Origin of the sequence: Microbacterium sp. UBA3486 (assembly GCF_002377845.1) — a bacterium.
Taxonomy (GTDB): Bacteria; Actinomycetota; Actinomycetes; order Actinomycetales; family Microbacteriaceae; genus Microbacterium; species Microbacterium maritypicum_A.
In genome coordinates, this window is record NZ_DFQP01000107.1 from 99,981 (window position 1) to 112,563 (window position 12,583).

At 69.8% G+C, this 12,583-nt stretch carries 13 protein-coding genes; 4 read left to right on the plus strand and 9 right to left on the minus strand.

Annotation, left to right across the window (positions count from 1 at the left end; all coding sequences use genetic code 11):
- Positions 1 to 22: 22 nt before the first annotated feature.
- The 6 genes from B2869_RS17225 to B2869_RS17250 form a co-directional block, all read right to left on the minus strand.
- Positions 23 to 1,144 (minus strand): FAD-dependent oxidoreductase, encoded by a 1,122-nt coding sequence (locus B2869_RS17225; RefSeq protein WP_292769228.1) that lies wholly within the window; start codon positions 1,142 to 1,144, stop codon positions 23 to 25.
- Positions 1,131 to 1,856: a methyltransferase domain-containing protein gene (locus tag B2869_RS17230; RefSeq protein WP_029264904.1), complete on the minus strand. Its 726-nt coding sequence runs from the start codon at positions 1,854 to 1,856 to the stop codon at positions 1,131 to 1,133. The genes B2869_RS17225 and B2869_RS17230 overlap by 14 nt, the downstream gene beginning before the upstream one ends.
- On the minus strand, positions 1,853 to 3,019 hold the full coding sequence (locus B2869_RS17235) for a type III polyketide synthase (RefSeq protein ID WP_292769234.1): 1,167 nt from the start codon (positions 3,017 to 3,019) through the stop codon (positions 1,853 to 1,855). The genes B2869_RS17230 and B2869_RS17235 overlap by 4 nt, the downstream gene beginning before the upstream one ends.
- A gap of 62 nt (positions 3,020 to 3,081) precedes the next feature.
- Entirely contained in the window at positions 3,082 to 3,696 is a 615-nt protein-coding gene (locus B2869_RS17240; RefSeq protein WP_292769237.1) for a CYTH domain-containing protein, read from the minus strand.
- Positions 3,689 to 3,901, minus strand: a complete 213-nt coding sequence (locus B2869_RS17245; RefSeq protein WP_021199309.1) for a hypothetical protein — start codon at positions 3,899 to 3,901, stop codon at positions 3,689 to 3,691. Before B2869_RS17245 ends, B2869_RS17240 begins: the two co-directional genes overlap by 8 nt.
- A 65-nt stretch (positions 3,902 to 3,966) precedes the next feature.
- Positions 3,967 to 4,437 (minus strand): prepilin peptidase, encoded by a 471-nt coding sequence (locus B2869_RS17250; RefSeq protein WP_292769240.1) that lies wholly within the window; start codon positions 4,435 to 4,437, stop codon positions 3,967 to 3,969.
- 126 nt (positions 4,438 to 4,563) lie between these two features.
- On the opposite strand from B2869_RS17250, the gene B2869_RS17255 reads away from it, so the two are divergent.
- The 3 genes from B2869_RS17255 to B2869_RS17265 are packed head-to-tail and all read left to right on the plus strand — an operon-like array spanning position 4,564 to position 10,378.
- Complete coding sequence (locus B2869_RS17255; protein WP_292769243.1) at positions 4,564 to 5,382, plus strand: hypothetical protein; 819 nt, start codon at positions 4,564 to 4,566, stop codon at positions 5,380 to 5,382.
- Positions 5,379 to 6,917, plus strand: coding sequence for a DNA polymerase Y family protein (locus tag B2869_RS17260; RefSeq protein ID WP_292769246.1), 1,539 nt, complete (start codon positions 5,379 to 5,381; stop codon positions 6,915 to 6,917). Before B2869_RS17255 ends, B2869_RS17260 begins: the two co-directional genes overlap by 4 nt.
- Positions 6,917 to 10,378, plus strand: coding sequence for an error-prone DNA polymerase (locus B2869_RS17265; RefSeq protein WP_292769249.1), 3,462 nt, complete (start codon positions 6,917 to 6,919; stop codon positions 10,376 to 10,378). The genes B2869_RS17260 and B2869_RS17265 overlap by 1 nt, the downstream gene beginning before the upstream one ends.
- A 16-nt stretch (positions 10,379 to 10,394) precedes the next feature.
- On the opposite strand, the gene B2869_RS17270 is transcribed toward B2869_RS17265, so the two are convergent.
- From B2869_RS17270 to B2869_RS17280, 3 genes are all read right to left on the minus strand, one after another.
- On the minus strand, positions 10,395 to 10,778 hold the full coding sequence (locus B2869_RS17270; protein WP_292769252.1) for a hypothetical protein: 384 nt from the start codon (positions 10,776 to 10,778) through the stop codon (positions 10,395 to 10,397).
- A gap of 288 nt (positions 10,779 to 11,066) precedes the next feature.
- Complete coding sequence (locus B2869_RS17275) at positions 11,067 to 11,441, minus strand: DUF2255 family protein (RefSeq protein ID WP_021199303.1); 375 nt, start codon at positions 11,439 to 11,441, stop codon at positions 11,067 to 11,069.
- Positions 11,442 to 11,485: 44 nt separating this feature from the next.
- A complete protein-coding gene (locus B2869_RS17280; RefSeq protein ID WP_292769256.1) occupies positions 11,486 to 12,124 on the minus strand; it encodes a TetR/AcrR family transcriptional regulator C-terminal domain-containing protein in 639 nt (212 codons plus the stop codon).
- Between the two features lie 186 nt (positions 12,125 to 12,310).
- Between B2869_RS17280 and B2869_RS17285 the strand changes: the two genes are divergently transcribed.
- Positions 12,311 to 12,583: hypothetical protein (locus tag B2869_RS17285; protein WP_373695379.1), on the plus strand; the 273-nt coding region annotated here is incomplete at its 3' end.

Sequence of the window (12,583 nt, forward strand, 5' to 3'; positions counted from 1 at the left end):
CCTTCGTGCGTCTCCGGAGCCGTCAGAGGCCGCGCATCGTGAGGAGGCCGGTCGTCCATCCGCGCAGCGGTGCCGATCCGAGCCCCTGCATCAGCACCTCCCGTCCACGCACGACCGTCCGGGGAGCGGGAGCGCCCATCGACATGTAGAACGCCGAGCGGCGCTGCGCCCGGGAGGCCGATCTGCGCGCGTGCCGCTCGTACCCCGACAGGTCGGGCATCCGACTCGGCAGCGTCCTGACGAGGGCGGTGGCGAGACGAACGGCATCCATCCACCCGAGGTTCATCCCCTGCCCGCCGATCGGACTGATCTCGTGCGCGGCATCGCCGAGGAGCACCAGCCGCCCGCGCTGCAGTCGCTTCGCCGCGTGCTGCGCGGCGACGAATGACGTCGGCATCGCGTCCGCCGCGGGGGCGACGGCGATTCCCGTGCGCGTCTCGATGGTTGCGCAGAATTCCTCGATGCTGCGCAGACCTCCGCCCTCCGCTTCCCGCACCACCCACCGGCGCTGTCCACCGGGAAGTGGGAACGACTCGACGAGTCCCTCCGGTTCGCAGTGCAGCACGGCGCGCGCGTCGGGTGTCGCATCGGCGAGGTCGACCATCGCATAGGAGGCCCGTCCGAGGCGGCGGCGCCACCCGGCGTCGATCCGGTCACGGAGTCGGCTGCGCACGCCGTCCGCGACGACCACCACGGAAGCCGACAGCTCGTGCGGTCCGTCGGGGGAAACGCATGCGATCTGCACGGCATCCGCGTTCTGCCGTACGCCCCGCACGTCGTGTTCGAGAAGCAGCGACTCGGGGGAGAGCGACTGCAGGCGTGCGCGCAACAGTGCGCCGGTCCGCGGCTGCGGGAGGATGAGGATCGGGTGATCCTGCCCGAACGTCAGAGTCGCCAGGGTCCGACGGCGACTGCGCACCTCGCCGCCGTCGAGGCGCAGCGCCTCCGCCCGCACCGCGTCACCGATGCCCGCGGTATCCAGAGCCTCCAGCCCCGGACGGTGGATCCCGATCGCCCTGGTCCGCTCATCCGCATCCGTACGGCGCTCGCACACAGCGACATGCCTCCCCTCCTGCACCAGCAGACACGCCAGCAGCAGCCCGACGGGCCCCGCTCCCACGATCAGGACGTCATGGTCGGGCACGGTCTCCCTCCCACCGCAGTTCCAGACGAGCGGGCACACCCCCGCTGACGATCCAGCCACTCGGGGCGATCGCTGCGAGCTCGGAGACCGTGTACGAACGGCGGATGCTGATGAGGCCGTCCTCGCGGATGAACGAGTCCGCGAGCAGAGTTCCGGAGACCGGCCACGTCGCCGCGGCGAACAGCGCATGAGCCGTGCGGCTGCGGGCGATGTCGTGATGGGATACCAAGCCGTCTGGAGCCGCGAGCTGCACGGAGTCGCTGAGCACGGTCCGGAGTTCGGCGTCGTCGAGATGGTGCAGCACGTGGTTCGACAGCACCACGTCGTAGGTCTCGCCCGCCGCCACCAGCTCGGTCGTGAGGGCGCGGCGATACCGGATGCCGGCGCCGCGATCGTGCGCCGATGCCCAGCGGATCGCCCGCTCGTCGACGTCGAGAGCGGTGATCTCGGCGTCGAGCCCCTCATGACGCAATCGCCGGGCGAGCAGACGGCAGAGGTCGCCCCCGCCCGCCCCCACGTCGAGGATCCGCAACGACCGGGAGCGCAGCGCCCGAGGCCGGATGTCACGACGGTAGAAGGTTCCCGGGCGGGAGACCAGAGCGTTCACGAACCCGAACCGCCCGTAGGTCCGGGCCAGCTTGCGCGCATCGGCGTGCGGATCGTCCATCAGCTCGCGGGCGCCGACGTCCCGCGTGGCGAGGGACCGCCTCATGACTCGGTCGAGGCGACGACGGTCATCAGCGCGCTCTCGGCGGTGAGCCCCGGGCCGAACGCCATCGCAGAGACCCGGTCCCCTGCCCTTGCCCCCTCCTCCTCCTCCTCCAGGATGTGTTTGAGGACGAACAGTACGGTCGCGCTGGACATGTTTCCGTTCTGCCGCAGCACCTCCCTGGCCGGGTGCAGCTGCGCGTCGCTGAGGTGCAACCGCTCCTGCACCTTGTCGAGGATGCTGCGCCCACCGGGGTGGATCGCCCAGTGCTCGACCACCTCCCCCACGCTGCCGGTCTCGAAGGCCTCGCCGAGACTCTCTTCCGCGGCATAGAGCGGTCGGAGGGCGCCGATGATCGTCTCGCCGATGATCTGCGGAACCGCGGTGGAGAGGATCATCTCGAATCCGGTGTCGCCGATCGTCCAGGCCATGTCCTTCTCGCCCTCCGGCGCTATCGCGGTGTGGAAGCGGTCGAGGCGCAGCCCGGTCGAAGGAGAGGGAAGGTCGCGGGCCGTGACGATTCCGGCAGCCGCACCATCGGCGAACAGGGACGAGGCGACGATCGTGTCGGGGTCCTCCGAGGAGCGCAGATGCAGCGTGCACAGCTCCACGCTCACGACCAGGACGACCGCATTCTCGTCCGCCGCGCAGAACTGACTCGCTGCGCGGAGCGCCGGCATGGACGCATAGCAGCCCATGAAGCCGAGGTGGAAACGCTGCACCGCATCGGACAGCCCGAGGGCGCGGACGATCTCGTACTCCGGGCCGGGGGCATGGAATCCGGTGCAGGAGACCGTGATGACATGCGTCACATCGGCGGGCCCGAGATCGGGGTCGGACCCGATCGCTCGCCTCGCAGCCTCGACGAACAGCCGCGTGGCCTCACGCGTGTAGAGGTCGTTGCGTACTTTGGTGCCGGGGGCGAGCAGCCTCCCGGTTCGCCGGTCGAAGAAGACGGGATCGGTCGTGTCGGATGCGAGCGACAGCTCATCGATCACCGTGTGCCTGGCGTCGATCCCTGAGACGTTGAAGGACGTCGTGACGATGCGCTGCGCCAGCCTCCCGAGGTCGGGCTGCTGCGCGAAGACATCACGCACCTGCTCCTGGACGAGAACGGTGTCGGGGACGATCGTCTGCAGCGATCGAAGCACAGGCGGTCGGCTCATGGTGTCACTCAAGCACTGCGCACCGTCCCGGGGGAAGGGGTTGCGCGCGACCGCAGCCTGCCCTAGAAGCCGAGCGCCCGCGCGAGCTTGGAGCCGGATGCCGATTCGCGGCCTCCGGCTGCGCGGACGGCCTGCTCCACGGCGTCGAAGAACAGGGCACGCCCCGCGTCATCGGTCGGCGCCGCGGGCCCGAGCTCCATCTCCCATTCCCGCCATTCGCGCTGCACGTTCTGACGCAGGTCGGTGGCGCGCACCCGGTCGTCGACGAACTCGGCGACGACCCCGCCGGGGCCCGTGAGCAGATAGGCGGTGCGGTCGTTCTCGATGCGTGCGAGCGGGGTGAGGGGTGCGCTCGTCCACTCCGAGACGGTCTCTGCGACGGCGGGCGGGAGCTCATCGCCCTCGCCCAGCGGCCAGCCGATCTCGACTCGCCCGTCACCCTGCCGCGGACCCTTCACATGCCAGCCCTCGTCGGGCCCGCCGGTACGACGACGCAGTGCCACGCCGCTCTGCGAGAGAGCACCATCAGCGGTGTCGAGGTACCGGGCATCCAGGGTGCGCACCTCGCCGGAGGTGACGGTGTCGACTCCGGGGATCGCGTCCCAGCGCGGCAGCGGCGTCTCGAGATCGACGTCGTACTTGCGCTCGACCTCGACCGTACGGGACGGTTCAGTCATCGTCGAGCGTGAGGTCCTCGAGAGACTCGTCGAACCAGTAGTCGACCTCGGTGGGCCCATCGTTCGGGCCGGTGTTCTGCGGTCCGCCTCGGCGGTTGTACACCACCTGCGTCTCGCTGTAGGGGACGATCAGCTTGTCGTCCGCGTCGCCGAGAGGGATGATCTGCCCGTCGAGCGGGCCGCCGTGAAGCCGTGCGAGTGCCATGTGCTCAGGGTAGCGCCGTCGGTGCGGTATCCGGGCGAGGCATGCGGATTCCTCCGAGGGCGGCGTCATCCGAGGACGACGCCGAGAAGGGCGCCGGCGATCATCCACGGCCCGAAGGCGATGCGGGTGGAACCGTCCGCTCTTCGCAGCAGGATGAGCACGAGCGCGTAGAGCGCCCCCAGCACGAAGGCCGCTGCCGCGCCGACCGCCAGTGCCTGCCAGCCGTGCCACCCCAGCACCAGGCCGATGACGGCGGCGAGCTTCACGTCTCCCCCACCCATCCCCGCACGGCTGATGACCCGCAGCACCGCGTAGAAGCCGCCGAGCAGCAGCATGCCGAGGAGGGCACGGAGGAACGGCCCGCTCTCCCCCGTGCACAGAGCATCGATCGCGCCGAGTCCGATCAGGGAGGCGAGCGTCGGCAGCACGATGCGGTTCGGGAGCCGGTGTGTGCGGACGTCGATCACGATGAGCCAGGTCCCGACGCCCAGCAGGAGACCGTGCACGAGGACGACGAGGGAGAGTCGGATATCCATCCCCGCAGAGTAGGAGATCGCCGACCGCTGCCCCGACCCCCTGTGGACAACCCCTGGCCAATGTCCGATGTACGAACTATCGTCAGTCAGACCCCTTGGTATATTAGAATATATCTTCGAGAAAGGATGCAGGTGATCGGGCTCGATGCCATCGCCCCGCTCTCTCCGGCGGGCGATTCCCGCGCGGGAGAAGTGCTGCGACTGCGCCGCGAGATCAGCCGGATGCAGCGGCGACGCAGCGAGCACGCGCTGCTCCCCCTCGACCCCGCCCTCGCCGCCCTCCTTCCGGAGGAAGGGTTGCAGACCGGCACCTCCTACACCGTCTCCCCGTCGCCGAGCCTCGTGCTCGCGCTCCTCAGCGCGGCGTCGCAGAAGGGGCTCTGGTGCGCCGTTGTCGGCATGCCGACCCTCGGCGTCGAAGCGGCCGCCGCATTCGGCATCGACCTCACCCGGCTGATCCTGGTGCCCGCACCCGGCGATCGTTGGCTGGCGGCGACCTCCGCCCTGGCCGAAGTCGTTCCCCTGATCGTCGTGACTCCCGGCTCACGGACTCGAGACGCCGACGTCTCCCGGCTGAGCGCGCGCCTGCGCGATCGCGGATGCACACTCCTGGTCACCGAATCTCCCGGCGTCGAACGCTGGCCGCAGACCGAGGGGACGATTCGCCTGCACGACCCGCACTGGCACGGCCTCGGTGCCGGCTGGGGACTGCTCTCCGACTGCACGGTCACGGTGACGGCTCGGACACGGCACAGCCCTCGCCCGTCGAGCGTGCGCGTGCAGCTGCCGGGCGGACACGGCGCCGTCGAGCCCACCGCCGTCGAGCCCATCGCCATCGCGCCCGCTGCCGTCGACCTCACCGCGCTGTCCGCCCCTTCCCACGACTCTCCCGTGCCCGTCGAGCCCGTATCGCTGGAGCTCCTGCACTGGGCGGAGGCCGGATGAACAGCCCGCTTCGCGTCCTCGTGCTGTGGTTCCCCGATTGGCCGATGCGTGCCGTCCTCAGCAGCGCGCCCCCGCATCCGCCCGCAGCCCTGGTGCAGGCGAACACGATCGTCGCGTGCACCGCCTCCGCCCGGGAACACGGCGTGCGCACCGGCCAGCGTCGCCGGGTCGCGCAGGGGCATCTCTCGTCACTGCGAGTGCTCCCCCATGACCCCGAGAGGGACGAGCGCGCCTTCCTGCCGGTGCTGCATCTGATCGAGAGACACGCCCCTGGGGTCACGCTGCTGAGACCGGGGCTCGCGATCCTCCGTGCCCGGGGCATCTCCCGTTACCACGGAGGAGAGGCGGAGGCCGCAGAGGCACTCACCGCCGTCCTGACGGAGGCCGGCTTCCCCGAGGCACGTGCGGGGGTCGCCGATGGTCCCTTCACGGCGGAGATCGCCGCGCGCGGTTCCGCCGCGTGCACGGTGGTGCCACCGGGGGGCTCCCGTGAGTTCTTGGCGCCCTACCCCGTGCAGGTGCTGCGCGACGAACAGATCACCGGTCTGCTCGTCCGCCTCGGAGTGCGCACCCTCGGCGAGTTCACCGCCCTCGCCCCTCTCGACGTGCGCGATCGCTTCGGCGAGCACGGCGCGCGCCTGCACGCGCTCGCGGCCGGTGCCGACTCCCGGCCGCTGACACCGCGCCCACCCGATCCGGAGCTGGCGCGGCGGATCGAGTTCGACTCCCCGCTGGGCGGAACGGATCAGGTGGCCTTCGCGGTGCGCCAGACGGCTGATGCGGTGATGCTCGCTCTCGGCGACGTCTCACTCGTCTGCACCGAGGTGCGAATCGAGCTGACCGACGACAACGGGGCCGTCTACTCCCGCTCCTGGCTGCATCCGACCTGCTTCGACGCCTCCGACCTGGTCGACCGGGTGCGGTGGCAGCTGGAGGCTCTGGCCGCGCAGTCCGCCAAGGAACCGGTCGACGAGGCGCGGGCTTTCGGCGGCATCATGGCGGTGCGCATCATCCCCGCCGCCGTCGATGACGCCGCGCATCACCAGCCCGGTCTCTTCGGCTCCGGCACCGATGAGCGCCTGCACCACGCGGTCTCGCGCGTGCAGACCATGCTGGGCCATCAGGGCGTGGTCACCGCCGCCGTCGCGGGTGGGCGCTGGCTCGCCGACCGGCAGGTGCTCACACCCTGGGGAGAGCGCACGGTCCCTCCGCGCGACCCCGGCTCCCCCTGGCCGGGAAGCCTTCCCGATCCGCTGCCCGCCGAGGTCTTCCTCCCCCCGCGCCCCATCGCGGTGCTCGCCGCGGATGAGAGCACCATCGGCGTCGACGAACGCGGGGCGCTCTCGAACGACCCCGCCCGCATCGAGGGAGCGGCTGTGCAGGCATGGGCCGGCCCCTGGCCGGTGCACGAACGACGATGGACCTCGGGCGGAGGGAAGCGAGGGCACCGGCTCCAGATCGTCGACGACCACGACCGCGCGTGGCTGGTCTTCCACGCCGGCGAGCGCTGGTGGGCCGAGGGGAGGTATCGCTGATGGGGTGGCACAATCCCCCCTTGTCCTGGAACGAGCTGGAGCGCACCCTCAGCGGCGAGGAGTCACCCCCGCCTCCTCCCGGCTCCGAGCCTCGAGGGCAGCGGACGGACCCCGGACCGGTGAGCCGTCGCCGCACGCGCACGCCCCCGGCCGCGCCCCGACCCGAAGACCCGATCCCCTATGCCGAGCTGCACACCCATTCGTCGTACTCGTTCCTCGACGGCGCCTCCTCCCCGGAAGAACTCCTCGCCGAGGCCGACCGCCTCGGGCTGACCGCTCTGGCCCTCACCGACCACGACGGCTTCTACGGCGCCGCGCGCTTCGCCGAGGTGGCCGGCCTCATGGAGAGCCCGCTGCAGACAGTGTTCGGAGCGGAGCTCTCCTTGGACCTGCCCGCACCACAACGGGGTCACGCCGATCCCGCCGGCGAGCATCTGCTGGTCCTCGCCCGGGGCACGGAGGGCTATCACCGGCTCTCGGGGGCGATCACCGCGGCGCAGCTGCGCGGCGGTGAGAAGGGGCGCCCGGTCTACGACCTCGACGATCTCGCCGCACGTGCGGGCGGGCACTGGACGATCTTGACCGGATGCCGCAAAGGCGCCGTGCGCCGCGGTCTCGAGGCCGGAGACGCCGCCCATCCGCTGCGGTCGCTCGTCGACCTGTTCGGGAGCGAGCACGTCGCCGTCGAGCTCTTCGACCACGGAGACCCCCTCGACACCCGTCGCAACGACACCCTCGCCGAGCTGGCCCGTCGGATGCGCCTGCCGGTGGTCGCGACCAACAACGTGCACTACGCCACGCCGGCGCAGGCGCCCCTCGCCGAGGCCGTGGCCGCGGTGCGCGCGGTGCGCAGCATGGACGAGCTCGACGGGTGGCTGCCCTCCCACGGCGGTGCACACCTGCGCAGCGGGGCCGAGATGTCGGCGCGCTTCCGGCGCCACCCCGGAGCGATCTCGTACGGGCTCGAACTGGCCGCGGCATCCGCCTTCCCCCTGCGCCTCGCACGACCGGCGCTGCCGCAGCAGAAGGTGCCGGAGGGGCACACGCCCATGAGCTGGCTGCGCCATCTGGTCTGGGAGGCGGTACCTACGAAGTACCCGCGACTGGACGACGACGGCCGGCACCGGATCGCGCGCGAGCTCGACGTGATCGAGGAGAAGGACTTCCCCGGGTACTTCCTGATCGTGCACGGGATCGTCACGGAGGCACGACGGCTCGGCATCCTCTGCCAGGGTCGGGGGTCGGCCGCGGCGAGCGCGGTCTGCTACCTGCTGGGGATCACCGCCGTCGATCCGATCCTCTACCGTCTCCCCTTCGAGAGGTTCCTCGCGACGACCCGCACGGAAGAGCCCGACATCGATGTGGACTTCGACTCCGACCGCCGCGAGGAGATCATCCAGTGGGTGTATCGGGAGTACGGCAGGGAGCGGGCGGCCCAGGTGGCGAACGTCATCCAATACCGCCCGAAGAACGCGGTGCGGGATATGGCCAGAGCACTCGGCCATTCCCCCGGCCAACAGGACGCATGGTCCCGCCAGGTCGACGGCTGGGGCGTGGGTCTGGAGCCCGTCGAAGGACACGACATCCCCGAGAACGTGCTCGCCTACGCGGGAGAGCTGCTGAAGGCTCCTCGGCATCTCGGCATCCATTCCGGCGGCATGGTGCTCACTGCACGCCCGGTCGGCGAGGTCGTTCCCGTGGAGCACGCCCGCATGGAGAACCGCACGGTCATCCAGTGGGACAAGGACGACTCCGCCTTCATGGGACTGGTGAAGTTCGATCTGCTGGGTCTCGGGATGCTCGCCGCCCTCCAGCACTGCTTCGACCTGATCCGGGAGACCACAGGCGAGCAGTGGACGCTCGAGAGCATCCCCAAGGAGGAGGCGGGGGTCTACGACATGCTCTGCCGTGCGGATTCGATCGGAGTCTTCCAGGTGGAATCCCGCGCGCAGATCGGACTGCTCCCCCGTCTGCAGCCGCGGAGCTTCTACGATCTCGCCATCCAGATCGCGCTCATCCGCCCCGGCCCCATCCAGGGTGGCGCTGTGCATCCTTTCGTGCGGCGCAAGATGGCGAAGGACCGCATCGATGAGGAGAACCGGGAGCGCGCCCTGCGCGGCGAAGAGCCGGTGGAGTTCCTGATCCCGTATCCGCACAGCGATCTGGAGGACATCCTGAAACGCACGCTGGGCATCCCGATCTTCCAGGAACAGCTCATCCAGATGGCGACGGCGATCGGCGACTGCACGGCCGATGAGGCGGACCTGCTGCGCCGGGCCATGGGCTCCAAGCGCGGCCTGGAGAAGATCGAGAAGGTCAGGGACAAGCTGTACGCGGGGATGGCGCGGCGCGGACTCGTCGATGAGGCGGCCGATCGCATCTACGCGCAGATCCAGGCGTTCTCCAACTTCGGCTTCGCCGAGTCGCACTCCCTGTCATTCGCCCTTCTCGTCTACGCCAGTTCCTGGCTGAAGCTGCACTACCCCGCCGCGTTCCTCGCCGGCCTCCTGCGCTCGCAGCCCATGGGCTTCTACTCCGCAGCGACCCTCACTGCCGATGCTCGACGGCATGGGGTCGAGGTCCACCGCCCCGATCTGCATGTCTCCGGTGCGACAGAGACCCTGGAACCACTCGCCGGCGCCTCGGGGAACGGGCCCACCGGCCGGGACGCGTGCCTCGCCGACCCTCAGCCCTCCGTCCTCCGCTTCGATCGCGAGGCATCGGATGAGTCGGCTGCGCATCGCAGGGACGGCGAGTTCGCGGTGCGGCTGGGACTCGGCGGCATCCGTGGGATCGGGGCGCCGATGGCGGAGAGGATCGTCGCCGAACGCGACGCGAACGGCCGGTACCGGGACTTGAACGACCTGGTGCGACGAACGGATGCCACCGCCGCGCAACTGGAGGCCCTCGCCACCGCCGGCGCCTTCGACTGCCTGGGCCTGGAACGCCGAGAGGCCATCTGGATGGCCGGCGCCGCGGCGGACGACCGTTCCCGGTTCCTCCCGGGGACGACGGTCGCGGTGCAACCGCCCCTGTTCGCCGATCAGACCAGCTACGAGCGTCTCTCCGCCGACCTGTGGGCGACCGGCGTGTCGACCGACGATCATCCGATGGCGCACTTCCGCGACGAGTTGCGCGCGCGCGGGGTTCTGACGGCGATCGACCTGCAGGGACACGAGGTCGGTCGACGCATCGAGGTCGCCGGTCTGGTCACTCACCGTCAGCGACCCGCGACGGCCGCCGGGATCACCTTCGTGAATCTCGAGGACGAAAGCGGCCTGGTGAACGTCGTCTGCTCAGCCGGGGTCTGGAACCGCTACCGCCGGGTCGCCCGTGATTCACCGGCACTCATCATCCGCGGCATCCTGGAGCGATCTGCGGAGGGCGTGGTCAACGTGCTCGCCGATGGGTTCGAGGATCTTCGCACCGGTCTCACGCATCGGTCCAGGGACTTCCGCTGAGGACGGCCGCCCCGACTCACCAGAATCGCTCGGGCTCCTCCACGGGAGGACGGTCGGCTCCACCCCAGCGGTCCGCCTCGGCCTTCGCGGCGTCCGCGGCTGCGTCGGCTTCACGGAGAGCGACCTTGGCGCCGGTCGGACCGGGCCCGATGGGGTCGACGAGCAGCGAGGTGTGCGCGCCGGCGCCACCCATCGTCACGGTGCAGCGCAGGACGCGCCCGATCCAGCAGGAGAAGTCGCCGCTCGGGTCTTCTGCGCGTCGATAGCGGATGCCCGTGTCGAGGTCGACGATGGCGAGGATGACCGGTTCGTCAGTGAGCGGATCGGTCTGCTCCGTCACCTCGATGCGATGGCCGTGGGCGATGGCGACCTGAGCGGTGAGCACGAGCAGTCTGTCCATGAGTCCACCCTAGAGAAGGCCGTCAGGAAGACACCAGGGAGTCCCTCACGAGCAACATTCGTAAATTTCTTTGTCCCCCAAATGGCGGACAAGCGGATTAAGCGATATTCTGCTCTTCGTAGCGGGGGCTACGAGGCTGAGGACTGGGGAATCAGCCGTGAGCGCAGCGATATCTTCGCCGCCTCCCCTACCGTCCGGGAAGGGCGGTGAGCCCTCTCGACGACACCGTCTGGGGCGGGTCATCGAGAGGGCCAATCTCCCCGGTCGACGCGACGCATCGCGACACGGTCAGTCGAGCGGGATGACCTCGAGCGTGTTCGAACGCACCGGCTCCTGACCCATCTCGGGAGCGTATGGGCTCGGCGTGTACTTGCGGAGGTACTCGGCATCGATCGCGGCGTTGATCGCCTCATCGCCGACCCTCTCGAAGCGGACATCCTTCGTGACGCCACCCGCGGAGACGCGTCCGCGCAGACTGGCCAGGGCCGGGGCGTACCACTTGCCCGCAAGTCCCGTGTAGGAGCGGACGAACAGACGACCATCGACCGCGACCGCCCAGATCCCCACGGTCTTCGGCATCGTGCCGTCCTCGAGCTGCGCGGAGAGATCGAACATCTCCGGCTCGGCGATGCGGCTGAGCTCGTCAGGGTTCCAGGTCGTCATGTGTCCTCCTCGGGATCGACGGATGCGGCAGAGTGCATGCTACGTCAGAACCGGGAAGACGCCTGATCGGTCATGGGCGGAGTGCCGACGAGACGCGCGCGCAGCGAGTCGAGGAGCAGGCCGACCCCGAGCTCGAATGTGCGATCCGACCGTGCACTCCCGCGCTCCGCTCCGTCGATGAGACGCCCCAGAGTGCGCGTGCCGCCTTCGGGCTGCCAGACCTCGTCGGGAGAGGCGAGATCGAGACCGAAGCCGATCGCGAAGGCGTCGATGACGGCGATCACCGAGAGCGCCTCATCGTCGGGGAAGCCTCCGTCGACGAGCACGGATGCGAGATCGTCGTATGCGGCGATCACCGCCGGGTGCGTGATCGTCTTCCCCACGAGCAACGGAACGAGCTGCGGGTGATCTGCGTACATCCGGCGTTGCGTGCGCAGCACAGCGAGCACGAACTCGTCCCAGGGCTCGCCGTGCCACTCGACGCGGTATCCCTCCACGAGTTCTCCGCGCATGAGCTCGAGGATGCCGTCCATGCCGTCGACGTGGTTGTAGAGCGATGACGGGCGCACGCCGAGCTCGCGGGCGATGGCGTTCACTCCGAACGGTTCGCCGGCTCTCGCGAGCGCGAGACCCGCCGAGCCGATGATCTCCGGGGACAGGAGCGGGGAGGAAGGCCTCGGCATCGGGGACTCGCTTTCTCCGGCGGACCGGGTATGAGATCTGGGGGTTCCGCGAGAACCCTCATCTGTGCATAATAATGAACACCATTCGTTTACGAACACCATTCGTTTACGCCTCGTGCCCCACCCGCCGCACGTCCGCTGTCTTCCCTCTCTCCGCACAATGCCGTGCCGACTCCCTGGAGCCCCATGACCACTCTCGATCTCCGCACCCGAATCCCCCTCCGCTTCCCGACGGCGACGGCGACGTTCGCCATCGGGATCGCGGGGTACCTGGGCGTCAATCTTTCGCCCTACATGATCACCGCCGCGCAGACAGGCCTCGGCCTCGACGTCCTCACCGCCAGCTGGCTCGTCACCGCGACCCTCCTGCTCACCGCGGTGACCGGCTTGGCCATCGCCCCGCTGTGCGCCGGGGTGCATCGCCGCACGGTCGCGCGCGCCGGGCTCGGCCTCGCCGTC